Genomic DNA, 25,578 nt, shown 5'->3' on the forward strand with positions numbered 1-25,578 from the left:
CCTTCCGTAGGAGGGGCCGAGCCCAAAGCTTTAGGTTTCTTTAGCGGCGGACCTTAGTCGGCGTTAGAGCTTGACCGGGTAGTCGCGCTGTTCGATCTGCGGATCGATGCGGTCTTCGACGAAGATGCCGTGCCAGATCATGAACGACAGCACGGTCCACAGGCGGCGGGAGTGGTCGCTGACCCCGTCGCGGTGCTCCTTGAGCATCTCTAGGACGGCCTTCTTGTTGAAGATGTCCTCGGTCTGCGAGGCGTTGATCTGATCCTGGGCCCAACCGTAGAGCTCGTCGCCGGCCAGCCAGTGGCGCATAGGCACCGGGAAGCCCAGCTTCTTGCGGTGCAGCACGTGCGGCGGCACGATCTGCTCCAGCGCCTTGCGCAGTGCGTACTTGGTGGTCCCGTGGGCGATCTTCAGATCGTGCGGGATGGTCTCGGCGACCTTGAAGACCTCCTTGTCCAGGAAGGGCACGCGCAGCTCCAGGGAGTTGGCCATGTTCATCTTGTCCGCCTTGACCAGGATGTCGCCGCGCATCCAGGTAAACAGGTCCAGGTGCTGCATCCGGGCGACCGGATCGAAGTCCTGGGACTGGGCGTAGATCGGGGCGGTGACCTCCCGGTGGTCCCACTCGCGGCGAGCCCACGGCAGGACGCGCTGGAGCTGCTCGAAGTTAAAGGAGCGGGCGTTGCCGTAGTAGCGCTCCTCCATGGTCATCGAGCCGCGGTTGAGCAGGGACTTGCCCTTCATGCCCTCCGGCAGGACGCGGGAGAGCTGGCCCAGCCCGCGGCGCAGGGGAGAGGGGATCTTCTCAAACGGTGCGAGGGAGAGCGGTTCCTTATATATGGTGTAGCCGCCGAAGAGCTCGTCGGCGCCCTCACCGGAGAGCACCACCTTGACGTGCTTGCGGGCCTCCTGGGCCACGAAGTACAGCGGGACCAGCGAGGGGTCTGCGACCGGGTTGTCCAGGTACCACATGATCTTCGGCACGGCGTCGGCGTACTCCTCCGGGGAGACGATCTTGACGATGTGCTCGACGCCGATGGCCTCGGCGGACTCGGCTGCGACGTCGACCTCGGAGTAGCCCTCGCGCTCAAAGCCGGTGGTGAAGGTGAGCAGGTTCTCGTTGTGGCGCTTGGCCAGGGCGGCGATCGCCGTGGAGTCGATGCCGCCGGAGAGGAAGGAACCGACCGTGACGTCCGCGCGCATGTGCTTTTCGACGGAATCCTCCAGGGCGCGGGCGATGCGGTCGAACAGCTGCTGCTCGTCGCCCTTGGCGACCTTTTGCACCGGGAAGGTGGGGCGGAAGTAGCGGTCAGAGACGACCTCGCCGCCCGGCTTCAGGGTCACGGTGCAGCCGGATTCGACGCGGCGGATATTGGCGTGCAGGGACTCCGGCTCCGGCACGTACTGCAGGTCGACGTAGTGCTCGATGGCGCGCTTATCAAGGCTCAGGTCTAGACCGATGGTCTCGGCCATCGCCAGGATGGACTTCATTTCGGAAGCGAAGACGGTGCCCGCCTCGGTGGTGGCGTAGTACAGCGGCTTGATGCCGAACTGGTCCCGGGCGGCGAACATGGTCTTGGTCTGGGTGTCCCAGATGACGATGCCGAACATGCCGCGCAGGTGGTTGACCACGTCCGCGCCCCAGTGGTGGTAGCCGACGACGATGGGCTCGCCGTCGCCTTCCGTATTAAACGTGTAGCCGGCGGCCTGTAGCTCCTCGCGCAGCTCCAGGTAGTTGTAGATCTCGCCGTTGAAGGTCAGGGCGTAGCGGTCCGGGGCATCGGCCGGGCCCCAGCGCAGCGGCTGGTGGGAGTGCTCCAGGTCGATGATGGACAGGCGGTTGAACCCGAAGACGGCGTCGTCGTCGTGCCAGGTTCCGGCCGCGTCTGGACCGCGGTGGCGCATACAGGGCAGTCCGTCCTCAACGGCTTGGACGTAGTCCGTGGCGTTGTGATTCGCGGCTAGCAAACTCAAAAGTCCGCACATACGGGTCTCGCTCCTTGCAAAGAAAGTTTCTGAACAACTTGGCATTTTACGGGTCGCGGCCCGCAGATAGCTATTGGCGCTCCGAGGTAGCGGCTGCCGGCTGGCTGTGGGCGGCCTGTGGACGGTGGCTGGCCGCGCCGCCCGGCGGGGTAGAGGGAAAGCTTCCACCTTTAGGGGCGAACTTTCGGATGATAGCCCGCCCGCGCGTCTGTGAATTGGGTAACAGGCGAGAAATCGCAGTTAAAGGGCATAATCCACGGCAGAGGCCGATGACCATGTAACATAATCGGCCGTTACGGTCGCGGGCCAAGGGGTCCGTGCGACTGTTCTTGGGATTCGGCTAAGAAATGCGAGCTGGATCCACTATCCTAAACAGATAGGAATGCTCTGAGAGCGTTTAAGAAGTTTGTGTGGACAGAAAGGCAGAACACACGTGGGACAGCGTAATAAGCGCAACCTAGCCCGAAAGGCTGGTCTGGCGGGCGCACTGGCACTGGGTGGCAGTGCTCTCGCAGCCTGTGATGTGCAGGCTCCCGAGGCTGTAAACAAGGTCCTGGGATTCGGCTGGCCGCGGGGCATTACCCCGGAGGCAGAAGCAATGTACAACTTCTGGATCTGGGTCTGGGTTGCTGCGTGGACTATCGGTATCATCATGTGGGGCCTGTTCCTGGTGGCCATCTTCCGGTGGAGCGCCAAGCGGGCCAAGAAGCAGGGTAAGGGCGAGTTCCCGAAGCAGCTGCAGTACAACGTCCCGCTGGAGTTGGTGCTGACGGTTGTCCCGATCATCATCATTACGGCCCTGTTCTTCTTCACGGTTCAGACCCAGCAGAAGGTCACCGCCCTGGATAAGGACCCGAAGGTGACCGTGGACGTGACCGCTTACCAGTGGAACTGGAAGTTCGGCTACGCCGCCGTTGACGGCGAGCTGGCTGGCGGCCAGGACTACGACGGCACCGACGAGGAAAGCAACCGTCTGGCGGAAGAGTCCGCTATCGACCCGGAGGGCACCGAGAACGCTAACCCGATTCACGGCAAGTCCAAGGGCGACATCTCCTACCTGAACTTCAACGAGATTGAGACCGTCGGTACCACCGAAGAGGTTCCGGTTCTGGTCCTGCCGACCAACACCGCGATTGAGTTCCGCCTGGCCTCCGGCGACGTGTCGCATGGTTTCTGGATTCCGGAATTCCTGTTCAAGCGCGACGTGTACGCACACCCGGAGAACAACCAGCAGGAGCGCGCTTTCCAGGTGGAGAGCATCGATAAGGAAGGCGCCTTCGTTGGCCGTTGTGCTGAGATGTGCGGTACCTACCACGCGATGATGAACTTCGAGCTGCGTGCCGTTTCCCCGGAGAAGTTCGAGGAGTACATGCAGTACCGCATGGACAACCCGGACGCTCCGAACTCTGAGGCCCTGGCGCACATCGGTGAAGCTCCGTATGCCACCTCGACCCAGCCGTTCAACTCGCAGCGCGACACCCAGGATGGCGACAACTACGTTGACGCCAACGACAAGGCACAGGCATAAGGAGATATTGAACCATGCGTGTAGGTGCAAAAGTCTTTTACGGGATCTTCACATACCTGTTGATCTCCGAAATCGTCTACATCTTCGCCGTCAACTTCGTTAAGGACGACGGCTACCGCCACGGCCCCGAGTGGGCAGGCATGGTCGCCATGGCCCTCGCGGCCCTGCTGGCCCTGATGCTCGCGGTCTACATCCAGTTCACCGATGCCCGCTCCGACGTCCTCCCGGAGGACTGGGAAGAGGCGGAGACCGAGGATTCCGCCGGCATCCTGGGCTTCTTCTCCCCGAGCTCCATCTGGCCGTTCATGATGACCATGGCCATCGCAGTCCTGGGTCTGGGCATCATCTTCATGTACTACTGGATGATCGTTCTGGGCGCCATCATGCTGGTGTGGGCTACCACCAAGCTCTCGCTGCAGTACGGCCTGCCGAAGGAAAAGCACTAGCTTTCAACTGCGCGCCGTAATCGCCCCGCAGCTTCTTAGACGACAAGGCCCCGGGCCTTCCTGAAAAGGGAGGTTCGGGGCCTTCGTCGTATCCAGTTCCAAAAAGTTCCCGCAGTATCCGAAAAACTTTCCCGAGCCGGCGAAAAGCCTGGGATTTGCCGTCGATACCGCGGGGCGGGTGGGGCCTATCAACCGGTTGACGGCGTTAAAACCCCTTGTTATAGCGATTTTCAGCTGGGGGTAATACGAAAGTTGCAAGCCTGCGGTTTTGCCGCCCGGGAAACGTGAATTATCTCTCATCCGCATTTCGGCGAAAATGGTTGCAAGCCGCGCGGGTATCCATCTCGCGAAATATTGGTCGCCTCTAAGCCTGTGGGGGCGGCGGGGAATAAGGGTGGTGACCTGCGGGGATGGCGAGTTTTTGGAAAGTAGTGGCCGGCGAACATGGGGCGGTTAGGCAGGATTGCGGCCGGATTCTGTGTTTTTGCTGACGAAGCCCGGAAAAATTCATAGCGAAAGCGGGGGGAACTAGATGAATTCGGGTCGAGAAACGGCCATACTAATAGGCGTGACGAGCGCAGTTTCTAATCAAGGTATGGCAGCACCACGTGTTGCCGCGCTGAACCGACCCAATATGGTCAGCGTGGGCACCATCGTGTTCCTGTCGCAGGAGTTAATGTTCTTCGCCGGACTGTTCGCGATGTGGTTCACATCCCGAGCTAACGGTCAGGAAGGCGATTGGGCGGAGCACACCGCCCACATCAACGTGCCTATGGGCTTCCTCATTACGGGCGTCCTGGTGCTTTCCTCCGTGACCTCGCAGTTCGGTGTCTTCGCCGCAGAAAGGGGTGACGTATTCAAGCTTCGGCTCTGGTACTCGGTGACCATCCTCCTGGGCGTTTTGTTCCTGGGCATTATGGCCTTCGAGTGGTACGAGCTGATTCACCACGGTGTTACCGTCCAGGCGAGCGTGTTCGGTTCGGTCTTCTACATTCTGACCGGCTTCCACGCGGCCCACGTGACCGGTGGCCTGTTGAGCTTCGTGGTGATTTTGCTTCGCATTGCTAAGTCCAAGTTCACGCCGGCCCAGGCAACCGCTGCAATGGCGGTGTCTTACTACTGGCACTTTGTGGACGTCGTGTGGATCGGCGTTTTCGTCGTTATCTACCTCGTCCAGTAGGCCGTAGATAGCCGAGTCATCTCGGTCTACAGCCATTCATTTCCGGACACCAGTAACACAAAAGGAAAATGATGGATACCAATCCCAACAACAACGCTTCACCGGTGGGGGAGACCACCCCGGCGGCTGCGGCGAAGAAGACTCGCCGCCGGCGCAAGATGAAGCGCACCCTCGCGGGCGCTTTCGCGCTGACCGTCGGTCTGACGGGTGCTGGCGTTCTGGCCACCGCCCTGACGCCGGACGCTCAGGTCGCCACCGCCCAGAAGGATGACCAAGCCCTGATCCAGGAAGGCAAGGACATCTACGATGTCGCTTGTATCACCTGCCACGGTGCCAACCTGCAGGGCGTCGAGAAGCGCGGCCCGTCGCTCATCGGCGTCGGTGCCGGCTCGGTCTACTTCCAGGTTCACTCCGGCCGTATGCCGATGATGTCTAACGATGCCCAGGCGGAGCGCAAGACCCCGCGCTACACCGAGCAGCAGACCCTGGCCCTGGCTGCCTACGTTGCGGCCAACGGTGGGGGACCGGACATCGTCTACAAAGAAGACGGCACGATTGCTATGGAGTCCCTGCGCGGCGCCAACTACAACGGCCAGATTCAGGCCGAGGACGTCGCCAAGGGTTCTGAGCTGTTCCGCATGAACTGCGCTTCCTGCCACAACTTCACCGGCCAGGGTGGCGCACTGTCCTCCGGTAAGTACGCACCGGCCCTGGATCCCGCCAACGAGCAGGAGATCTACCAGGCCATGCTGACCGGCCCGCAGAACATGCCGAAGTTCTCCGATCGCCAGCTGACCGCTGACGAGAAGAAGGACATCATCGCCTACATCAAGTCTGCTAACGAGACCCCGTCTCCGGCAGGCTGGGACCTGGGCGGTCTCGGCCCGGTCTCTGAAGGCCTGGCAATGTGGATTATCGGCATCACCGCGCTGTGCGCGGCCGCTATGTGGATGGGATCGCGCTCATGAGCAACGTAAATCACAACTACACCGACGCTCAGCTGAAGGGCATGAGCAACGACGAGCTCGCTGCCCTCGGTACTGAGCTGGACGACGTCACCGTCGCTTTCCGTAAGGAACGCTTCCCGGTTGAGGGTGACCCGGCTGAGAAGCGCGCGGCCACCGGCATTGGTATCTGGCTGACGATTTCCATCATCTCGGCCATCGCCTTTTTGGGCGTGTACCTGTTCTGGCCGTGGCAGTTCAAGACCCTGGGTGAAGACGGCCTCATCTGGCACACTCTCTACACCCCGCTGCTGGGTCTGTTCTCCGGTCTGGCAATCATCTGCCTGGGCGTCGCTATTATTCAGTACGTCAAGAAGATCATTCCGGAAGAGATTTCGGTCCAGCGTCGCCACGACGGTCCTTCCGACGAGGTTGACCGCCGCACCCTGACCGCCCTGCTGAACGACTCGTGGAAGACCTCCACCCTGGGTCGCCGCAAGACCCTGATGGGCCTGCTCGGCGGCGCCGGCGTCCTCTTCGGCCTGTCGGTCATCGCCCCGCTGGGCGGCGCCATCAAGAACCCGTGGAAGGTTCGTCACGAGATGAACTACATGGGTGACGGCACCCTGTGGACCTCGGGTTGGACCCTGCACGAGAAGGGCGTCAAGCTCTACCTCGCTCGTGACACCAGCACCATCGCTGAGATGCACGAGGGTGAGTCCGGCAGCCACTACACCACGAAGGGCCTGGCGCGCCTGGTCCGCGTCCGTCCGGAGGACCTGGCTGCCGGCGGTATGGAGACCGTGTTCCCGTTGGCTGAGTCCGACGTCAACGACGGCGACCTGTACGATCCGCAGAAGGATGTCTACGAAAACCACATGCACTCGATCCACGGCAACCGCAACGCGGTCATGCTGATTCGCCTGCGCCACGCAGACGCACAGCGCGCCATCGAGCGCAAGGGTCAGGAAGACTTCCACCACGGTGACTACTACGCCTTCTCCAAGATTTGTACTCACATCGGTTGCCCGACCTCGCTGTACGAGGCTCAGACCAACCGAATCCTGTGCCCGTGCCACCAGTCGCAGTTCGACGCCCTGGAGTACGGCAAGCCGGTCTTCGGCCCGGCCGCCCGTGCTCTGCCGCAGCTGCCGATCACCGTGGACGAAGACGGCTACCTCGTCGCGCAGGGTAACTTCATTGAGCCTGTCGGCCCGGCATTCTGGGAGCGTAAGTCATAATGAGCAATAAACTCGCTGAAATCGGTAACAACATTGATTCGCGGTACACTGCCTCCGGCATGATCCGCACTCAGATCAACAAGGTCTTCCCGACCCACTGGTCCTTCATGCTGGGCGAAATGGCGCTGTACAGCTTCATCATCCTGCTGCTGACCGGTATTTACCTGGCGCTGTTCTTCGACCCGTCGATCAGCAAGGTCATCTACGACGGCGCCTACACCCCGCTCAACGGCGTGGAGATGTCGCGTGCTTACGCGACGGCCCTGGACCTGTCCTTCGAGGTACGCGGCGGCCTCTTCGTCCGCCAGATGCACCACTGGGCAGCCCTGATGTTCATGATGTCCATGGTCGCGCACATGCTGCGCATCTTCTTCACCGGTGCGTTCCGCCGCCCGCGTGAGGCAAACTGGATCATCGGCTGCGCGCTGATTCTGCTGGGCATGGTCGAGGGCTTCCTCGGCTACTCCCTGCCGGACGACCTGCTCTCCGGCGTTGGTCTGCGCATTATGTCCGCCATCATCCTGGGCCTGCCGATCATCGGTACCTGGTTGCACTGGGCCATCTTCGACGGCGACTTCCCGTCCGACCTGATGCTGGATCGTTTCTACATCCTGCACGTCCTGGTCATCCCGGGCATCATCCTGGGCCTGATTGCCGCCCACCTCATCCTGGTCTGGTACCAGAAGCACACCCAGTTCCCGGGGCCGGGCCGCGCCGAGAACAACGTCGTTGGCGTCCGCATCATGCCGGTCTTCGCCACCAAGGCGATTGGCATGGGCCTGATGGTTGCCGGCGTCCTGGCTCTGATGTCTGGTCTGCTGACCATTAACGCCATCTGGAACCTGGGGCCGTACAACCCGTCGCAGGTCTCCGCTGGTTCCCAGCCGGATATCTACATGCTGTGGACTGACGGTGTCGCTCGTATTATGCCGGCCTGGGAGCTCTACCTGGGCAGCTACACCATCCCGAGCGCCTTCTGGGTAGCCCTGCTCTGTGGCCTGATGGTCGTCCTGCTGTTCGCCTACCCGTTCATCGAGAAGAAGATGACCGGCGACGACGCCCACCACAACCTGCTGCAGCGTCCGCGCGACGTTCCGGTCCGCTCCGGCATCGGTGCCATGGCCATCACCTTCTTCCTGCTGGTGACCATGTCCGGTGGTAACGACCACGTCGCTCACTTCTTCCAGATCTCGCTGAACGCGATGACCTGGCTGGGCCGTATCGGCCTGCTGGTCCTGCCGCCGCTGGCTTACGTCATCACCTACAAGATTTGCGTGAGCCTGCAGCGCTCCGACCGCGAGGTCTTGGAGCACGGCATCGAGACCGGTGTCATCAAGCAGCTGCCGAACGGTGCCTTCATCGAGGTTCACCAGCCGCTGGGCCCGGTCGACGAGCACGGCCACGCCGTCCCGCTCAAGTACGCCGGCGCCAAGGTCCCGAAGCAGCTCAACGAGCTGGGCCTGGCCGACGCCGAGACCCAGGGCATCTTCTCCTCCGACGAAGAGGGTGTGGTCAAGCGTGTGCACCAGCACCACGCTGACAACGCCGCCGAGGAAGCGGAGATGTTCCGCCGCCTCAACGAGGCCAACCGTCGCGACGACGAGGAGAACGGCCGCTACTAACAGCTGGCCATCCTTTAACTAGCGCTCACGAAGCCCGCCGCTCCCACTGGGAGTCCGGCGGGCTTTTGTTATGCCACCGGCTAACGATGCCCCCGCGCCCGCAGCCCCCACGGAGTCAACAGTCCTCCCGATGCGCACGGTGCCCACGGGCGCCACTGTGCCCGTCTTGGGCGCCGGGGGAGCGGCCAGCGGCCGCGGGGCCCGCTGCTGCGGCGTATCACGCACTGTGGCAGCCCCACCGCCGTCTCTCTTGCGCCAGGAGCGCGTGGGCTCGGTAGGGCTCGTATACGCCTTCCTATATAGATCCGTATATAGAAGAATGGTCGCGCGGTGGTGGAGTGGTAGGCGGCGGGGTAGAGGCGGCGCAGGGGAGCGCAGTAGCTACTGGGCTGTCTCCTTTTATATTGGAGACTTTGGGGAGCCGTGGTGCCGGAGTGAACGGTGAGGCGCGGTATTGCACCTTCGGTGGGCCGGTTTTGGGCCTGGGGAGGCCCTCTAAGGGGCCTAAAATTCGGAAAAATTCGCCGAAATTTGGGTGTGTGATTAAGCTAACAATTAAAAAGTGTCTTGATCGCCTTCATGTGGTCGGGAAGAACTTGCTGAGAATTGGGGGTGTTGCGTGATTTTGGTGTTGCCGCTGGTCATGGTATTCTCGTTCGGGTCGCTTGGCGTTGAGGGGTGCGCGCCGGAGTGAGAAAACCTGAGAGCGTCTCAGTCCGATAAACGGGGTATAACGAAACGGTTACAACGCGACACGCTTTGGTCAATTAGACATCTTTCGTGATTGTTTCGTAACCTATTCGAGACACAGCGTTGCTCACCGAGCAGCCAGTCCCGAACTAAAGAATTTTTCAAGCGCCGTATCTGGCCGCTCCCACGAAGAGGGTTGTGGCCGAACGGAGGCCGGCGGTGTCACCACTGCCGGCCGACGAACGTTAGGCCCGTCCCCAGGGCCAGAGCCTTGCCGATGTAGAAGGAAACTCGGCAGGGTAGGCGCTAAACAAGATTTGGAGTTTATTTTCGTGGCTAAGCACCGTCGTCAGACCGCAACCATGACCCGTCGTATCGCGACCACCGCCGTAGTGGCTGCATCCGCTACCGTCGCCGTCCCGGGCGTTGCGAACGCTACCGAGGTAGTTATCCCGAACACCAACTACTCTTTCGATGTCCAGGGCCTGGACCAGATCCCGAACATTGAGAAGGTTCCGAACATCCAGACCTACGTCCCGTCCCTGGGCGAGGCTCAGAACGTCAACTACAACGCCGCTGCACAGGTTGCTCCGGCACCGGCTAAGTCCGAGGGCCAGAAGGTCGTCGACGCGGCTCGCTCCGTCATCGGCGCACCGTACGGCTGGGGCGCTGCCGGCCCGAACTCCTTCGACTGCTCCGGCCTGACCTCCTGGGCCTACGGACAGGTTGGCAAGTCCATCCCGCGTACCTCCCAGGCGCAGGCCGCCCAGGGCACCCCGGTCGCCCTGGACCAGCTGCAGCCGGGCGACATCGTTGCCTACTACGGTGGCGCTTCCCACGTCGGTATCTACACCGGCAACGGCACCATCATCGATGCCCTGAACTCCGGCACCCCGGTTCAGGAGCGTCCGCTGGACTACATGCCGATCCACTCGGCCGTCCGTTTCTAGGACTTTCCGCAGCCCCTCAAGGGCTCGCCCCGATCCGCGCTAGCGGGTCGGGGTTTTCTCTTTAATCACACCCGTTTCAAGTTCGCCAGTTTCCCGCCTGAGGTGGGAAAACAACTTCGCGTCCGACTGGTAAACACCCGCGGGATGCTCTATAGTTCATTAAGTTAGTTCACTCGTTTTTTAACACTGAAGAAAGAGTCCTCGTGCTTGAATATTCTGCGCGGCGCACCCGTTCCATGCGCCGCATCTCCGGCGGCTGGTTGGCTGCCACCACGGCCGTTGTTCTGGGCGCAGCGGCACTGAACCCCGTAGCGGGCGCGCAGGAGACCGACGGCGCGGAGCAGCCCGCCGTCGCTCCGGCTGGCGACGACGTTGATTCTCTGCTGCACGAGATGGGCGAGGTCGCGCAGAAGGTCTCCGCGAAGAGCGAAAAGGTCAAGGAGGCCGAGGACAAGCTCGCCGAGGCGGAGAAGGACACGCAGCGCTCGGCGGAGCACGCCCGCCACGCTCAGGAAGAGGCAGACGCTGCCGATGCCGCCGTTAACGACCAGCGCGGCAACGTCAACGACATCGCCAAGTCGCGCTACCGCGGCGTGAACATGGACCGCTTCACCGCCACCTTGGCCAGCGGCGACCCCCAGGCCGCCGTGGAGCGCCTCGGCTACCTGGGCGCTATTTCCCGCGACGCCCAGCGCAACCTCGAGACCATGTCGACCAACGCGGACGCCGCCAAGTCCAAGCGGGACGCCGCCGACGCCGCCGTCAAGGAGGCAGAGCGCAAGACCCGCGAGCTGCAGGAGCAGAAGGACCGCCTCGTCCGCGAGCAGGAGGAGCTGGAGAAGCAGAAGGCCTCCATCGAGGAGCGCGTCGACGCGCTGTCCGGCGAGGACCGCGCCCGCTGGGAGGCCCAGTTTGGCGGCTCTTCGTTGTCGCCGGAGGACATCGCCGGCCTGTCCGGCAAGGGCGGCGACGCCGTGGCCGCGGCCCTGTCGAAGATCGGCAGCCCCTACGGCTGGGGCGCCGCCGGCCCCACCGAGTTCGACTGCTCCGGCCTGATGTTCTGGGCCTACCAGCAAAAGGGCGTGAGCATCCCGCGTACCTCCCAGGCGCAGATCGCCGGTGGCACCAGCGTGAGCATCAACGACCTGCAGCCGGGCGATATCGTCGGCTACTACCCGGGCGTTACCCACGTCGGCATGTACATCGGCGACGGCCAGGTGGTCCACGCCTCGACCTACGGCGTGCCGGTCCAGGTCGTGCCGGTCGACTCCATGCCCATCCAGGGCGCTTCCCGTTACTAAACGCGCGCGGGCTATAGGTACAGTTGGTGCCTATGGTCCGCGTTTTGCTTGTTACCAATGATTTCCCGCCCACCATCGGCGGGATCCAGTCCTACCTGCGGGATTTCCTCGGCACCCTGCCCCCGGACCAGGTCATGGTCTTCGCCTCGACCCAAAACGCCGACGATGCCGCCTCCTACGACCGCGACCTGCCCTACCGGGTAGTGCGCTGGCCCCGCCGGGTCATGCTGCCCACGCCGGCGACGGCGCGCGCCATGCAGGAGATCATCCGCCGCGAGGGCATCGACACGGTCTGGTTCGGCGCCGCCGCCCCGCTCGGGCTCCTCGGCAAGGCCGCCCGGGCTGCCGGCGCCACCCGCGTCATCGTCACCACCCACGGCCACGAGGTCGGCTGGTCGATGCTCCCCGGCGCCCGCCAGGCCCTCCGCCTCATCGGCGCCTCGGCCACGGCCGCGACCTATATCTCTGGCTACACCCTGCGCCGCCTGCGCCCGGCCTTCGGCTCCCAGCTGGACTGGGTACACCTGCCCTCGGCCGTCAACACGGACGATTTCCACCCCGTGGACGCCGCGGCGGCCACCGCCGCCCGCCGCCGCTACGGGCTGCGGGAGGATGGCCCCGTCGTCGTCTGTATTTCCCGCCTGGTCCCGCGCAAGGGCCAGGACCAGCTCATCCGCGCCTTCGGCCGGCTCCAGCACAACCACCCGGACGCCCAGCTGCTCATCGTTGGCCGCGGCCGCTACCGCGCCAGCCTCGAGACGCTGGCCGGCATCTACTTCCTGGACACCCACTTCGCCGAGGCTGCCGATACCGCCGACCTGAACGCCGCCTTGGCCGCCGCCGATATCTTCGCCATGCCGGCCCGCACCCGCGGTGGCGGGCTCGACGTGGAGGGGCTGGGCATCGTCTACCTCGAGGCTCAGGCAGCTGGCCTGCCCGTCATCGCCGGCGACTCCGGCGGCGCGCCGGAGACCGTCACGCAAGACACGGGCATCGTCGTGCGCGGGTCGAGCGTGGATGAGCTGACCCGCGCCCTGGATGCTTTGTTGTCAGATCCCCAGTGCCGGCAGGAGATGGGCCGGGCCGGGCGCGCATACGTGCAGCAGGAATGGACCTGGGCGGTCATGGGCGCCCGTCTGCGCGGCCTCCTTCGATGTGACCGCTAAGGGGGAGGGGGTATATCCTAGACTGCATGTCGAAAGCCTTCCCCACCCCCTCGTCTGCAGAGATGGAGTCCTCGCAGCCGTTGACTATCGGCATGGATATTGGGGGCACCAACCTGCGCGCCGGCGTGATTACCACCGACGGGCAGCTCATCGATAGCGTCAGCGTCCCCACCCCCAGTACCGCAGAGGCACTCGAGGACGCGCTTGTCGATGCCGTCCGCCGCCTCCAGGGCACCTACCGCATCCAGGCCGTGGGGCTGGCCGTGGCCGGGTTTATCGACCCGGACTGTGAGGTGGTGCGCTTCGCGCCGCACTTGCCGTGGCGCAACGCCCCCGTCCGCCGGCGGGTGGAGGAGCGCCTGGGCCTGCCGGTGCGGCTTGAGCACGACGCGAACTCCGCGGCCTGGGGCGAGTGGCGCTTCGGGGCCGGGCAGCACGCCCGCGACTGGGTGTTTTTCTCCGTGGGCACCGGGATCGGCGCGACGCTGATGACGCAAGAGACCATCTACCGCGGCGCTTTTGGCACCGCCCCGGAATTCGGCCACCTCGTGGTCGTGCCGGGCGGGCGCCAGTGCTCGTGCGGTAAGCGCGGCTGCCTGGAGCGCTACGCCTCGGGTACCGCGCTGACCGACACCGCCAACGAGCTGCGCCCGAACTATTCCACCACGCTGCCGGCCAACCCCTCCGGCGAGGAGATCGCCGACGCCGCCCGCGCGGGCGACGCCCTGGGGATCGCCGTCATGGAGGACCTGGGCAGCTGGCTCGGCCAGGGCCTGTCGATCGTGACCGACGTCCTCGACCCGGAGCTCATCGTGCTGGGCGGGGGAGTCAGCAAGGACGCTGATCTCTACCTCGACACGGCGCGCGAGTTCATGGCCCGCGACATCGTCGGCGCGGGGCACCGCCCCGTGGCGGAGGTCGTTACCGCCAGCCTGGGATCGGCAGCAGGTATGATCGGGGTGGGAGATTTGGCCCTGCGCCAGGCAGACATGGTTCACGAGGAAAGTTAGACGATGCACAATAAATGGTATTGGGCCTTTAAGAATATTTTCTTCGGCCCGGCGCTGCGGCTATGGAACCGACCCTGGTCGCGCGGCATGGACAACATCCCGGCCACCGGGTCCGCCATCTTGGCGTCCACCCACCAAGCCGTGATGGATTCCTTCTACTTTCCGCTGCTGTGCCCGCGGCAGATTATCTTTCTCGCCAAATCGGAATACTTCACCACGCCCGGGCTGGTCGGCCGCGTGCAGAAGTGGTTCTTCAGCTCGGTGGGGCAGGTGCCCATCGAGCGCAACGCCGAGTCCGCTAGCGCGGGCATGCTAATTTCTGCCAAGCGGATCCTCGGCAACGGCGACCTGTTTGGCATCTACCCGGAGGGCACGCGCTCGCCGGACGGCCGCGTGTACAAGGGGCGCACCGGCATGGCCCGGGTGGCCATGGCCACCGGCGAGCCGGTTATCCCGATCGGCATGATCGGCAGCCGCGACGCCAACCCCATCGGCACATGGATCCCGCGGCCCAAGCGCGTCGGCATGGTGGTGGGCGAGCCCATCGACCCCATCGCCTGGGCCCGGGATAACGACCTGGACCCCGAGTCCCACGAGGCCGCCCGCGCCTTCACCGACTTCATCATGCACCGCCTGGCGGAGATGGTGGACCAGCCCTACGTCGACGTCTACGCCTCCGAGGTCAAGGAATCCCTGGCCGCCGGAAACGGCTACCCGGAGGGCGCGGAGCCTTCGTCGCCGCAGTCGGGGGTGGCTTAGAAGTTTTGCCTTCTTCCGCCGCCTCCCAAAGGCTGGCCTGGCCCGATGTCGCGAAGGGGCTCTCGATCATCGGCGTGGTGGTACTGCATATCTCCATCAGCGTCCCGGATGCCCACCTGACCTGGCTCTTTACCGCAAACACCTGGCTGGACCCGCTGCGTATGCCGCTGTTTTTCTTGGTCAGCGGCTACTTTTCGAAAAAGATCTTCCACTACAGCCTGTGGGAGCTGTTCAGCCGTCGCCTCTGGTTTTTCATCGTGCCCTATTGCATCTGGGTACCCGTCGAGCTGTGGACCAACAGCGTCCACTACGCAATAGTCTTCGGCGACGAGCCGCGCACCTTCGCCGACTACGCCAGCTCCCTGGTGCTAGGCCACAACATGGGTTGGTTCCTACACGCGCTGGTGCTGTTTAACCTCTACCTGTGGGCGGTTCGCCGCCTGCCGCGCTGGGCCGCCATTGCTGGCTCGCTTATTCCCATCCTCTTTTTGGGCTGGCACGAGGAGGTCTACTTCGTAGGCAAGGCGCTGATGTACCTGCCCATCTTCGTCATCGGCGCGTTCTGCCGCCAGTGGATCACCGCCTTCGCCGAGCTCATCGATGCCCCCTTAAGCCACGCCTTCACCGCCCGCGTGCGCCCACCCAAGTACGCGGTTCTCAAGGCCATCGCGCCGTTGCTCGGCAGCGCCGGCGGCTTCGTGGCTGGCTACAGCCTGGTCCGCTGGTGGAATGGCATCAAGGACTCGGACATCGTGGTGGATTGGTACCTACCCGGGGCCGAGTGGCTCGGCGGGGCGGAGCTGTGGTCGCTGGTGCGTCTAGGCCAGCACCTGCTGATGTTCCCGGCCGCCATCGCGGGCGCGGTCCTGTTGTCCTACATTCCGGGTGTATCCCACCTCTTGCGCTTTACCGGGCGGCACACGCTGCCGGTCTACCTGGGCCACCCCATCGCACTGACCCTGGGCTTCGGGCTGCTGACCGCTTACCACCCGGTCGAGATCATGATCGACGGCGCGTGGCCGTGGGAGAACACCTGGTTCTGGATTCTTTACTGCTTGGGCATCTCCGCCGTCGGGGCGCTGGCGCTGTGGGCCTTGAGCAAGGTGCCCGTGCTGGGCTGGTCGATGAAACCGCCGCAGATATACCGCGGCGCCACCAGCGCGCACAGCACGACCACCCAGGACAGCCAGAAATAGTCGTTGCCGGGGATGGCCTGCCACAGGCTCCATTCCAGCTCCTGGTTCTGGGTGTAGGGAACCAGCCAGTGCCCGCGGGCGAACAGCACCAGCCACAGCAGCCCGGCCAGCCAGACGCTCCGCGGTAGGAGCGCGGTGACGTAGGCCGCCAGCAGCACCAGCCACACGTAGTGGTGGGACCAGGACACCGGCGAGGCCAGCAGGGACAGCTGGGCCGCAATCAGGATCATCGGCACCACGCCGCCGGCGCGGACGCGGTAGACCGCCGCCCCACAGGCCAGGATGATGACGACGACGCCCGCCAGCCACCAGTCGCCGGCCCCAACGCGTTCGAGGAAGCCGCGCAGCGACTGGTTCGACGAATACGCCAGGCCGCCGATGCGCTCCGAGTCCTGCAGCGTCGACAGCCAGTAGTCCCGCGAGCTCGCCGGGGCGGCGACAAAGCCCACCCCGACCCAGGCGATGGAGGCCCCCGCGGTGGTCGCTAGCGCGCGCCACTCCCGCCGGGCGAAGTAGACCAGCACGAAGACCGCGGGGGTCAGCTTGATGCTAATCGCCAGGCCTAGAAGCACGCCGCGCAGGCGGCGGGGCAGGACCAGAAAGTCCACCAGGACGATGAGGGCGAGCAGGATGTTGATTTGGCCGAAGCTGAAGGTCTCGGTGATGGGCTCGGCCAGCGCCGCGGGCACCATGCACCAGGCGGCCCACGTCGCCGCCGCGTCTTTTTTGAGCGGCCGCAGCACCAGCCACAGGCACGCCCACAGCCCGGCCCACGATGCCACCGTCCAGGTCACCGAGACCACCGGCAGGCTGGCCACGCTGAGAGACGAAAAGAGCACCGCCGCCAGTGGCGGGTACGTAAAGGGCAGGATCATCCCGCTGGTGACCTGATAGTCCTGCGCGTAGAGGTGCTCGCCGGCCAGCCAAGCCTGGCCGCCGGCGCGGTAGACGTCGAGATCGATGTGGTAATACGGCCGCAGGATGCCTTCGGTGAGGAATAAGGGGGCATCGATAAGCCAGACGATGCTTACAGCAAACGACACAAGGAGCGGGATCCAGGCGGGAACGCGCCGTACGACTGAAGCGAGCACGGAAGTAGTCTACCCCGCGCGAGGGCCCGCCCAGCCACCGGCTAGAATCAATGACCGTGCGATACTTCTACGACACCGAATTCATTGAGGACGGCCGGACGATAGAACTGGTCTCCATCGGGATTGTCGCGGAAGACGGGCGCGAGTACTACGCCGTGTCGACGGAGTTCGACCCCCAGCTGGCCAACGCCTGGGTGCGCGAGAACGTCCTCGACAAATTGCCCTCGCCCCACGATGCCGTGTGGAAGCCCATCCACACCATCCGGGAGGAAGTCTACGGATTTTTATGCAGCGCCAAAACGCCGCCCGAATTGTGGGCCTGGGTGGGCGCCTACGATCACGTGGTGCTGGCGCAGCTGTGGGGCGACATGGCCGGGCTGCCGAAGCGGCTGCCGCGTTATACCCGCGAACTCAAGCAGTACTGGGAGTTTGCCGGTCGCCCGAAGCTGCCGGCCGTGCCGGCCGGCAACCACGACGCCTTGGTGGACGCGCGCCACAACCTAGCCAAGTTCAACATCTGCCAAAAGGCACTGCCGCTGAGCAAGGGCAATCGGATTACTAAGTAACCCGTAACTATCATCCGACCGATGAACGTGGTTAAATCAGGGTGTGAGTTGGACAATTGATATCCCTAATGAAGCCCTGCCCGATCTTCCTCCGTTGCCGGATGGCATCGAGGAGAAGTTTCGGGACGTCGTAGACCGCCCTGCCAAGCAGCAGCCGTCCTGGGACCAGAACCAGGCGGACAACGTGCGCAAGATCTTGGAGTCGGTCCCGCCGATCGTCGTGCCGCCGGAGATTGAATCTCTCAAGCGCAAGCTCGCGGCGGTGGCCACCGGCAAGGCCTTTTTGCTCCAGGGCGGCGACTGCGCCGAGACCTTCGAGTCCAACACCGAGCCGCATATCCGCGGCAACATCAAGACCCTCCTGCAGATGGCCGTGGTGCTGACCTACGGTGCGTCGACGCCGGTGGTGAAGCTCGCGCGTATTGCGGGCCAGTACGCCAAGCCGCGGTCCGCGGACCGCGACGGTAACGGGTTGCTGAATTACCGCGGCGACATCGTCAATGGCGTGGAGCCGACCGAGGAGGCCCGTCGTCACGATCCGGCCCGCATGGTGCGTGCCTACGCCAACTCTTCGGCCGCGATGAACCTGGTGCGCGCGTTGACCTCCTCGGGCACGGCGGACCTGTACTCGCTGCACGAGTGGAACCGCGAGTTCGTCTCCAACTCCCGCGCCGGCGCCCGCTACGAGGCCCTGGCCAACGAGATCGAGGCCGGCCTGAACTTCATGAGCGCCTGCGGCGTCAACGATGACACCCTGCGCTCGGCCGACATCTACTGCTCCCACGAGGCCCTGCTCAAGGACTACGAGCGCGGCATGCTGCGCCTGGGACAGGACGATCGCGGCCACACCAAGCTCTACGACCTGTCGGCCCACCAGCTGTGGGTCGGCGAGCGCACCCGCGGGCGGGAGGACTTCCACGTCAACTTCGCGGCGCTTATCGGCAACCCGGTCGGCATTAAGCTGGGCCCGGGGATCACGCCGGAGGAGGCCGTGGAATACGCGGAGAAGCTCGACCCGCTGCGCGAGCCGGGCCACCTGACCATGATCGCCCGCATGGGCCACGACAAGGTGCGCAGCGTGCTGCCGCCGGTCATCAAGGCCGTCGAGGAGTCCGGGCACAAGGTCGTCTGGCAGTCCGACCCGATGCACGGCAACACCTTCACCGCGTCCAACGGCTACAAGACCCGCCACTTCGACAAGATTCTGGACGAGGTGCAGGGCTTTTTCGAGGTGCACCGCGAGCTCGGCACTCACCCGGGCGGCATCCACCTGGAGTTCACCGGCGAGGATGTTACCGAGTGCCTGGGTGGCGCCGAGGACATCACCGACGTCGACCTGCCGGGCCGCTACGAGTCCGCCGTGGACCCGCGCCTGAACACGCAGCAGTCGCTGGAGCTATCCTTCTTGGTCGCGGAGATGCTGCGTAACCAGGATCGGCATCGCTAGTAGGTGCGCCAGAAAATCGGGGTGCCGGCGTAGTAGCCGGACCCGAACCACCAGGCCGCCAGCCCGACGCCGCCAGCGAGCACAGCAGCGACGATAAGAAATAGCGTCAACGGAACCCACGAACGGTTGGTCAGCAGCCGCTCGGTGGGTTCTTCTTCTGCCGTGCGGGCCATCGGGGCAGCCTGGGGGCGCTGCTGCGGCACCGGCGCCGGTTGCGCCGGCTGCATGGGCTGCGCCGGCTGGGGCGCGGGCATCGGCTGCGGGGCGTGGTCGACGCGGGTCTCGAAGCTGAGCGGCGCGCGGCGGTACTGCTCGGTCTCTGCCTCTGCCGCGGGGTCGCTCACGATGCGCGTTTCCGCCTCCGCGTCCGAGACATCGAGGTCCTCGGGCGGCTCGGATTTTTCGAAGACCCCGGTGGCGGCGAAGACCGCCGTGCCGGACATGTCCGTCGGCTGGGCCGCGGTGCGGGCGGCGGCGGAATCCTGCGGGACGGGCACGGTGTAGGTTTGTAGGCCCAGTTCGTGGGAGACATCGTCAAGCGCGGCGAGGAATTCGCCGGCGTCGGCGAAGCGGCCCTGCGGATCCCGGGCGGTGGCGGAGGCGACGAGGGCATCGAAAAGCGGGGGAATGCCAGCGATGCGCTCGCTCGGCGCCACCACGTCCTCTTGGAGGCGGGCCAGGGCGTGCGCCAGAGCGGTCTCGCCCTGGAAGGGGACGGTGCCGGTCAGCAGCTCAAAAAGAACGATGCCCGCCGAGTAGACGTCCGTGGCGGGCGTGATGCGGGATCCGTCGACCTGCTCGGGGGCCAGGTAAGAGACCGTGCCGACGATTTTGTCGGAGGTCGCCTGCTGCGCGCTGGTGGAGCGGACCAGGCCGAAATCGCCGAGCATCACGCGGTGATCCGAGTTGATGAGTACGTTGTCAGGCTTGATGTCGCGGTGAATCAGGCCCTTGTTGTGGACGGCGTTCAGGCCCGCCAGCACGGCGCGCATGACGCTGGCCGCCGCATAGGGCGGCAGGGGGCCGCGCTCGGCGAGCAACTCGCGCAGCGTGCCGCCGGTGATGAGCTCCATGATGAGGAACATGGGGTCGCCGTCGGCGGAGAAGTCGTACACGCCGACCAGGTTCGGGTGGGCGAGCTGGGCCATCGCCTTGGCCTCGCGCTCGAAGCGGCGGGTAAAGACGGGGTCGTCCACGAACTCCGCGTGCATGACCTTGGCGGCTACGGCACGGCCCAGGCGCAGATCTACGCAGCGGTAGACCGTGGACATTCCCCCGCGGGCGATGGGGCGGTCCACCCGGTACCGGTTCTCCAGCACGTCACCAATTTCTAACCGACTCATGGATTCCAGTATGGCCGAAATCCCAGAGAAAGTGCACACCGGCTACAGTAGAGTGCCGTGACTAGTATGGATGAATCTCTGGAAACCCTGCTCCGCGACGAACCGATGCTGACCCTGCCGCAGGTTGCCGACAAGCTCGGCATCGCGGTGACGCGCGTGCACGACCTGCTGAATGCGAAGAAGATCATCGCCTGGCGTAGCGGCGATAAGAAGCTGGTCCCCGCGGCCTTCTTCAACGACAAGGACGCCATTAGCAAGTTCGTTTCGGGCGCTATCACCGTGCTGTCCGATGGCGGTTACAGCGAGGACGAGATCCTTCGCCACCTCTTCACCGAGGACGAGTCTCTGCCGGGGCGCCCCATCGATGGCCTGCACGGGCACCTCGCGCGCGAGGTAATCCGCCGCGCGCAGGCTTCGGCCTTCTAAGGCACGCCGAGTAGGCGCTACGGACGTGGTCCGTGGCGCCTTTTCGCGTATTTCGCTGGGTTTGCCCCTTGGGGTGTCTCCTCGCAGCCTGGTCTTGCGGTTCTGCTCTCGTTCCTTGTACCTCGGCTGACCCCGTGTCAGCCGTTAGGTCCCGCCGCTCCAGGGCGGATCCCACGTCACCCTGCCATCGCGGCGGTTTATCCTGCCGTGTCTGGGGTAGGCCGGGTCGTCGTCGTTCCAGGAATTGTGGAACTCGCACAACAAGGTCAGATTCTCTTGGTTGGTTTCTCCGCCGTCTACCCAGGGGTGGATGTGGTGGACCTGGCACTCATCGGCTGGCTTCCCACAGTTCGGCCAGGCACACGTCGTGGTCTCGGCCTTGGCCATGTCCTTCTGCTTCGGTGAAGCATGGCGCTGGTAGCGGTACTGGTTGACCGGACCCCGCCTCGGGTCCACCAGCGTGGCCAGACCCGCATCCAACAAACATTGGCGGACGTATTCGGCGCCCGTCATGGTGGTCCCGTTGGTCAGTTGCAGGGTGATCTCATCCCCATCACCGGCAAGGATTTGGACCCAGTCGGGCAGGGAGATGACCACGTGCGTGGCCTTGGGCTGCTTGTTCAGTCCGCCGCTGAACAAGGCCTCGACGTCGGGGATGGTTTTAATACTGGCCCAGAGGTTTTCCACCAACTCCGGGTCACCGGTAACAGAAAAAGTACTCGGTCCGTCTTTGCGGCGGGTCACCCGCACGCCTTCGGCTGGTGGGGCCGGGCGGTTAAGCTCCAGGACCTTTTTGTTAGCCAGTCTGCGTAGTTGTTTGGTGGTGCCGGGTGTGTTGCACAGTTCGATGAGCATGGCCCAGGCGTGGCCTTTGTGTCGGACCCGCCGGAAGGCATTGTCCAACACCAGCAAAGTATCTAAGTGGTGTCCGGATTCCGCGGCGCCTTTCCTCGCATCGGCTTGCTTGCGCGTATACGTGGTGTGCCCGAAGAACGTCTGGCAGGCACGGTAGTGGGCGGCCGCGGCAACGTCCGACATGACAGCCTTCAAAGCGGGCAGGCTCAGCTCGCGGCACAGGCCCAAGTAGGAGATCCCGTCCGCGAAGATTGAGTGCGCTGCTTTCAAAGTGTCCATGGCTGTCGTTGCTGTCATGACCCACACGCTAAGCCCGCCCGTCAACCCCGACAAGCAGAAAAACCTGAACCTGTGGATAACTCGCCCAAAAACGCCATTTTTGATGACGCGTCAACGCGGGTGCCTGTGGATAACCCCGACTTTGGCGCCGCGGGAGTTGAACCCGTCACACTTCAGCGCGGGTGCCTGTGGATAACTCCCGCCGCGGGCGGGCCGGGAAGACCCATTCGGCGAGCAGCCAGGACACGACGATGGAGCCGATGACCCACCACCAGTTGTAGAGCTGGTGGTTGCCGTCGCTGGAAAACGACACAGCCACGAAGACGGAGGCGCCGGTGGCGAGCTTGATGACCCACATCGGCGGCCGCGCCACGCCCACCAGCGAGATGACGGAGGCGTAGTACCACGGCAGCGTCACGGAATTGAGGATGAAGGCGACTTGGTAGGCGCCGGCGGTGCCCAGGATGGCATCGCGAATGTTGCGGCGGGACAGCCACCACACGAGGACGAGGCCGAGCAGCATGAGGACCATCGACAGCGTACGCATGATGCTCAGCACGCTGTTGTAGGAGATGTCCGGGTTGAAGATCTGCACCAGCGGGGCGATGACGTCGGTGACCAGCGTCGGGCCCGCCAGCGGGTTGATGACCTTGGCGTTTCCGGTAATCTCCGACAGCCAGCCCCACGAGGAACCAGAGGCCCAGGTAATGACGGCCACGACGGCGACGGTCTCGACGACCATCACGGCGCCGGCCGCGACGAAGACACCGAAGCGCTTGGCCAGACTGGAGGACTCGCGCGGGGCGAAGTGGTGGACCATGATCCAGACGACGAAGGGCATCGCGATGAACGCGGTCGCCTTCAGAGCCACGGCGGCGGCGATAAGGGCCAGCCCGGCCAGGAATTTGCGGCGCAGGGCCAGCAGCAGGCCCACGGAGACCAGGCCGACCATGACGGATTCGTTGTGCATGCCGGCGACGAGGTGGAGCAGCATGACGGGGTTGGCCACGCCGAGCCAGAGCGCCATCGTGGGCGAGCCGCCGAGCTCGCGCGCGATCCGCGGGACCGACCAGGCAATCGCGGCGAAGCCCGCCAGCGAGATGAGCTTGTAGACGAAGATGCCCACGGCGACGTTGTCGCCGACCAGGGAAGTCACCCCGTCGCCAATCCACAGGTGCAGCGGGCCGTACGGGGTGGTGGTGTTGCGCCAGTCCTGGGAGACCTCGAGCAGGAAGGGGCCGGGGTTGACCACCGGGCCTTCGGAATAGGGATCGAAGCCGTCGCGGACCATGGCGCCTTGCATGAGGTAGGAATAGACGTCGCGCGAGGCCAGCGGCGCGGCGACGATCAGCGGCACGATCCACCAGGTCAGCGTCCGGCGTACGGTGCCCAGCGCCCCCTTGCGGGCGGGCGCTACGGTTTCGCGGCCGAGGAGAATCCACGCGCCGACGAGGCAGAAGATGCCGATCCAGAACACCGCCATGCCGAGGTTTCGGCCGTGGCCGTAGGCGAGGAAGCTCAGGTTGAGCGCCTCCAGCAGCCCGCCGCGGTTGCGGGTGGCGCCGCCGGAAAAGGACGCGAGGGCGAGCAGGATGGTCCCGGCGAGCCCGAGGCTCAGCGGTCGGGGTAGGCGGATAGTCAGTGGGGTCGTGGCCATGGCGGGGCGCTACTTCTGCCGGGCGGTGGCGCGGATGGCCAGGTCGTGCAGGGCGGAGGTGACCTTCTCGTCCACGCCGGCGGCGTGCAGGTGCCCCAGGCCGGATTCGGTCAGGGCGTCGATGCGCTCTTCGATGGCCTCGACCGCGCCGGAGTCCTGGATGATCTGCGACATCGTCGCGATATCGGCGGGGTCTTCGGTGGTGCCGACTAGGCGGCGCAGAGTGGCGGCCGCGGCGGGATCGGCCTGATCGGCGCGCTCTAGGGCCGTGGCCAGCAGGACGGTGCGCTTGCCCTCGCGTAGGTCGTCGCCGGCCGGCTTGCCGGTGACTGAAGGGTCGCCGAAAACGCCCAGCTGGTCGTCGCGCAGCTGGAATGCGATGCCGATGTCGCGGCCGTAACCGCGGAAGGCATCGATAAGCGTGGGCGAAGCGCCGGCAATGGCAGCGCCCAGGTGGAGGGGACGCTCGATGGTGTAGGCGGCGGTCTTGTAGCGGTTGACGGCATCGGCGAGTTCGACCGACTCGGAACCGGTGGCCTCCAGGGTGATGTCGAGCAGCTGGCCGCCGATGACCTCAGTGCGCATGGCGCGCCACGGCTCGCGGGTACGGGCCAGGGCGACGGCGCTTAAGCCGGAGTCCTGCAGCATGTCCTCGGCCCAGGCCAGGGCCATGTCGCCGACGAGGATGGCGACGGACTCGCCGAAGAAGCCGGCATCGCCGTGCCACTGCGCTTGGCGATGCCGCCCCGCCACCGCGCGGTGCACCGTCGGCTTGCCGCGACGGGTGCTGGAGGCGTCGATGATGTCATCGTGGATGAGCGCGCAGGCCTGGATGAACTCCAGGGAAGAGGCGGCGCGGAGGACGGCCTGCGGATCCTCGTCGCCGTCCAGCCCGCCGGCGCCGATGAAACCGGCCCAGGCGTAGAGCGGGCGGATGCGCTTGCCGCCGCCAAGGACGAAATCCTCGAGGTAGGCGATGGAGCGGGTCACCGGCTCGCCGATGGAGCTGACTGCCGGCCGGCGCTCGGCCAAGAATTCCGCGAGGGCAGCGCGGGCGGCGTCGGGGATCTGTTCTATCTGGGGAATATTGTCTGCGGTCACGCCTAGGTATCTTACCGGTCCCGGGTGCTGGTCCCGGGTTGCGCAACCGCCGGCAGCGGTAGTGGGGCGTAGAGGAGCGCAAACGGCCGGGAGTCGCCGGGGTAGCGGTGATGGCGCAACGCGTCCCGAAAGCCCAGCGAGCGGTAGAGGCCGAAGGCGGAATTTCCCTCCTGGGGCACCTCCGGCGTCGATAGCGCGACGTAGTCGGCGGGCACGTTCCAGAGCAGTTCCGTAATCAGCCGGCGCCCGATGCCGTGGTTTTGCATGCCGGGGCGCACGTGCACCTCGGCCAGCTCGAAATAGCTGCGCAGGAGCGCCCACTGCTGCTCGGTAGGCCCGCCCTTTTCGTAGAAACCGCGGCGCAGCTGCCGGTCCCACCAGGTATCCGGCGAGCCGAGGAAGCCGTAGGCCAGGCCGACGATGCCGCTGTCGGCAGTTGCTATCACCGCGCTGAAGCCCGGGTGGGAAATCTCCCGGCGCCAGGCCTGGGTGCGGCTTACGCGTAGGGAGTCGTTGTAGTCCATCGCCTCGATATAGATCTCGACGAGTTGGGGCGCGAGGAGGGAGAACTCTTGCGGGCTAAGGCGACGGATGGCGATGTTCACGAATCTATCGAAACATGTTTGGCCCCGCGGCGGGTCAATTAGCCTAATTAAAGGTGTTCGAGATAGTTGACGAGTGTTCGAAAAGAAGGTTTCAGTGCTGGCTAGGGGCTTGCGTTAATCGAACAAACGAGCTATTTTTAAACGTGTAAGTCGGAGGCGTTCCTAGAGTAAAAGACAACAACGACAGGG

General features: G+C 64.6%; 21 protein-coding genes and 1 pseudogene. 15 read left to right on the forward strand and 7 right to left on the reverse strand.

Going from position 1 to position 25,578, the window contains the following annotated elements; translation table 11 throughout:
• Positions 1-63: 63 nt before the first annotated feature.
• A complete protein-coding gene (asnB, locus tag VVR85_RS00385; protein WP_368519005.1) occupies positions 64-1,986 on the reverse strand; it encodes an asparagine synthase (glutamine-hydrolyzing) in 1,923 nt (640 codons plus the stop codon).
• Between the two features lie 433 nt (positions 1,987-2,419).
• Between asnB and VVR85_RS00390 the strand changes: the two genes are divergently transcribed.
• From VVR85_RS00390 to VVR85_RS00445, 12 genes and pseudogenes are all read left to right on the forward strand, one after another.
• Positions 2,420-3,514, forward strand: a complete 1,095-nt coding sequence (locus tag VVR85_RS00390; protein WP_368519006.1) for a cytochrome c oxidase subunit II — start codon at positions 2,420-2,422, stop codon at positions 3,512-3,514.
• Between the two features lie 14 nt (positions 3,515-3,528).
• Complete coding sequence (locus VVR85_RS00395; RefSeq protein WP_368519007.1) at positions 3,529-3,960, forward strand: cytochrome c oxidase subunit 4; 432 nt, start codon at positions 3,529-3,531, stop codon at positions 3,958-3,960.
• Positions 3,961-4,555: 595 nt separating this feature from the next.
• Positions 4,556-5,140 carry a heme-copper oxidase subunit III gene (locus tag VVR85_RS00400; protein ID WP_210400109.1) on the forward strand — a complete coding sequence of 195 codons (585 nt, stop codon included), beginning with the start codon at positions 4,556-4,558 and terminating at the stop codon, positions 5,138-5,140.
• 68 nt (positions 5,141-5,208) lie between these two features.
• Entirely contained in the window at positions 5,209-6,108 is a 900-nt protein-coding gene (locus VVR85_RS00405) for a c-type cytochrome (RefSeq protein WP_368519008.1), read from the forward strand.
• The gene (locus VVR85_RS00410; protein ID WP_368519009.1) at positions 6,105-7,325 is read left to right on the forward strand and encodes a ubiquinol-cytochrome c reductase iron-sulfur subunit; all 1,221 of its coding nucleotides are present in this window, start codon (positions 6,105-6,107) and stop codon (positions 7,323-7,325) included. The genes VVR85_RS00405 and VVR85_RS00410 overlap by 4 nt, the downstream gene beginning before the upstream one ends.
• Entirely contained in the window at positions 7,325-8,947 is a 1,623-nt protein-coding gene (locus VVR85_RS00415; protein ID WP_368519010.1) for a cytochrome bc complex cytochrome b subunit, read from the forward strand. Before VVR85_RS00410 ends, VVR85_RS00415 begins: the two co-directional genes overlap by 1 nt.
• A gap of 1,022 nt (positions 8,948-9,969) precedes the next feature.
• Positions 9,970-10,587 carry a C40 family peptidase gene (locus tag VVR85_RS00420; protein WP_368519011.1) on the forward strand — a complete coding sequence of 206 codons (618 nt, stop codon included), beginning with the start codon at positions 9,970-9,972 and terminating at the stop codon, positions 10,585-10,587.
• Positions 10,588-10,790: 203 nt separating this feature from the next.
• Entirely contained in the window at positions 10,791-11,888 is a 1,098-nt protein-coding gene (locus tag VVR85_RS00425) for an NlpC/P60 family protein (protein WP_368519012.1), read from the forward strand.
• Positions 11,889-11,920: 32 nt separating this feature from the next.
• The gene (locus VVR85_RS00430; RefSeq protein WP_368519013.1) at positions 11,921-13,054 is read left to right on the forward strand and encodes a glycosyltransferase family 4 protein; all 1,134 of its coding nucleotides are present in this window, start codon (positions 11,921-11,923) and stop codon (positions 13,052-13,054) included.
• Positions 13,055-13,080: 26 nt separating this feature from the next.
• Positions 13,081-14,064, forward strand: a complete 984-nt coding sequence (locus VVR85_RS00435; protein WP_368519014.1) for an ROK family protein — start codon at positions 13,081-13,083, stop codon at positions 14,062-14,064.
• A gap of 3 nt (positions 14,065-14,067) precedes the next feature.
• On the forward strand, positions 14,068-14,823 hold the full coding sequence (locus VVR85_RS00440) for a lysophospholipid acyltransferase family protein (protein ID WP_368519015.1): 756 nt from the start codon (positions 14,068-14,070) through the stop codon (positions 14,821-14,823).
• A gap of 77 nt (positions 14,824-14,900) precedes the next feature.
• A pseudogene (locus VVR85_RS00445) lies at positions 14,901-15,845 on the forward strand (hypothetical protein); the annotation flags it as partial.
• A gap of 26 nt (positions 15,846-15,871) precedes the next feature.
• Here VVR85_RS00445 and VVR85_RS00450 read toward each other — a convergent pair.
• On the reverse strand, positions 15,872-17,062 hold the full coding sequence (locus VVR85_RS00450; RefSeq protein WP_368519016.1) for a glycosyltransferase 87 family protein: 1,191 nt from the start codon (positions 17,060-17,062) through the stop codon (positions 15,872-15,874).
• Positions 17,063-17,166: 104 nt separating this feature from the next.
• Here VVR85_RS00450 and VVR85_RS00455 point away from each other — a divergent pair, with 104 nt between their 5' ends.
• Both VVR85_RS00455 and VVR85_RS00460 read left to right on the forward strand, forming a co-directional pair.
• Entirely contained in the window at positions 17,167-17,676 is a 510-nt protein-coding gene (locus VVR85_RS00455) for a polyadenylate-specific 3'-exoribonuclease AS (RefSeq protein ID WP_368519406.1), read from the forward strand.
• 43 nt (positions 17,677-17,719) lie between these two features.
• On the forward strand, positions 17,720-19,123 hold the full coding sequence (locus VVR85_RS00460) for a class II 3-deoxy-7-phosphoheptulonate synthase (protein WP_368519017.1): 1,404 nt from the start codon (positions 17,720-17,722) through the stop codon (positions 19,121-19,123).
• On the opposite strand, the gene VVR85_RS00465 is transcribed toward VVR85_RS00460, so the two are convergent.
• Complete coding sequence (locus tag VVR85_RS00465; protein WP_368519018.1) at positions 19,120-20,466, reverse strand: protein kinase domain-containing protein; 1,347 nt, start codon at positions 20,464-20,466, stop codon at positions 19,120-19,122. The genes VVR85_RS00460 and VVR85_RS00465 overlap by 4 nt on opposite strands.
• 66 nt (positions 20,467-20,532) lie before the next feature.
• On the opposite strand from VVR85_RS00465, the gene VVR85_RS00470 reads away from it, so the two are divergent.
• Complete coding sequence (locus tag VVR85_RS00470) at positions 20,533-20,892, forward strand: Rv2175c family DNA-binding protein (protein WP_290226356.1); 360 nt, start codon at positions 20,533-20,535, stop codon at positions 20,890-20,892.
• A 144-nt stretch (positions 20,893-21,036) separates the two neighbouring features.
• Here the strand turns inward: VVR85_RS00470 and VVR85_RS00475 are convergent, their stop codons facing one another.
• The 4 genes from VVR85_RS00475 to VVR85_RS00490 form a co-directional block, all read right to left on the reverse strand.
• Positions 21,037-22,044: an HNH endonuclease signature motif containing protein gene (locus VVR85_RS00475; protein WP_368519019.1), complete on the reverse strand. Its 1,008-nt coding sequence runs from the start codon at positions 22,042-22,044 to the stop codon at positions 21,037-21,039.
• A gap of 148 nt (positions 22,045-22,192) precedes the next feature.
• Positions 22,193-23,683 carry an alpha-(1->6)-mannopyranosyltransferase A gene (locus VVR85_RS00480; protein ID WP_368519020.1) on the reverse strand — a complete coding sequence of 497 codons (1,491 nt, stop codon included), beginning with the start codon at positions 23,681-23,683 and terminating at the stop codon, positions 22,193-22,195.
• Between the two features lie 9 nt (positions 23,684-23,692).
• Positions 23,693-24,784, reverse strand: coding sequence for a polyprenyl synthetase family protein (locus VVR85_RS00485; RefSeq protein WP_368519021.1), 1,092 nt, complete (start codon positions 24,782-24,784; stop codon positions 23,693-23,695).
• A gap of 11 nt (positions 24,785-24,795) precedes the next feature.
• Positions 24,796-25,389: an N-acetyltransferase family protein gene (locus VVR85_RS00490; protein WP_368519022.1), complete on the reverse strand. Its 594-nt coding sequence runs from the start codon at positions 25,387-25,389 to the stop codon at positions 24,796-24,798.
• Between the last annotated feature and the right edge of the window lie 189 nt (positions 25,390-25,578).

The organism is Corynebacterium sp. LK2590 (assembly GCF_040946105.1).
In the GTDB taxonomy this organism is placed as follows: domain Bacteria; phylum Actinomycetota; class Actinomycetes; order Mycobacteriales; family Mycobacteriaceae; genus Corynebacterium.

Bases quoted from the DNA above. Each gene is read 5' to 3' on its own strand.
- asnB (WP_368519005.1), bottom strand. From the start codon at position 1,986: ATGTGCGGACTTTTGAGTTTGCTAGCCGCGAATCACAACGCCACGGAC.
- VVR85_RS00395 (WP_368519007.1), top strand. From the start codon at position 3,529: ATGCGTGTAGGTGCAAAAGTCTTTTACGGGATCTTCACATACCTGTTG.
- VVR85_RS00400 (WP_210400109.1), top strand. From the start codon at position 4,556: ATGGCAGCACCACGTGTTGCCGCGCTGAACCGACCCAATATGGTCAGC.
- VVR85_RS00405 (WP_368519008.1), top strand. From the start codon at position 5,209: ATGATGGATACCAATCCCAACAACAACGCTTCACCGGTGGGGGAGACC.
- VVR85_RS00410 (WP_368519009.1), top strand. From the start codon at position 6,105: ATGAGCAACGTAAATCACAACTACACCGACGCTCAGCTGAAGGGCATG.
- VVR85_RS00415 (WP_368519010.1), top strand. From the start codon at position 7,325: ATGAGCAATAAACTCGCTGAAATCGGTAACAACATTGATTCGCGGTAC.
- VVR85_RS00430 (WP_368519013.1), top strand. From the start codon at position 11,921: ATGGTCCGCGTTTTGCTTGTTACCAATGATTTCCCGCCCACCATCGGC.
- VVR85_RS00435 (WP_368519014.1), top strand. From the start codon at position 13,081: ATGTCGAAAGCCTTCCCCACCCCCTCGTCTGCAGAGATGGAGTCCTCG.
- VVR85_RS00440 (WP_368519015.1), top strand. From the start codon at position 14,068: ATGCACAATAAATGGTATTGGGCCTTTAAGAATATTTTCTTCGGCCCG.
- VVR85_RS00465 (WP_368519018.1), bottom strand. From the start codon at position 20,466: ATGAGTCGGTTAGAAATTGGTGACGTGCTGGAGAACCGGTACCGGGTG.
- VVR85_RS00470 (WP_290226356.1), top strand. From the start codon at position 20,533: ATGGATGAATCTCTGGAAACCCTGCTCCGCGACGAACCGATGCTGACC.
- VVR85_RS00475 (WP_368519019.1), bottom strand. From the start codon at position 22,044: ATGACAGCAACGACAGCCATGGACACTTTGAAAGCAGCGCACTCAATC.
- VVR85_RS00480 (WP_368519020.1), bottom strand. From the start codon at position 23,683: ATGGCCACGACCCCACTGACTATCCGCCTACCCCGACCGCTGAGCCTC.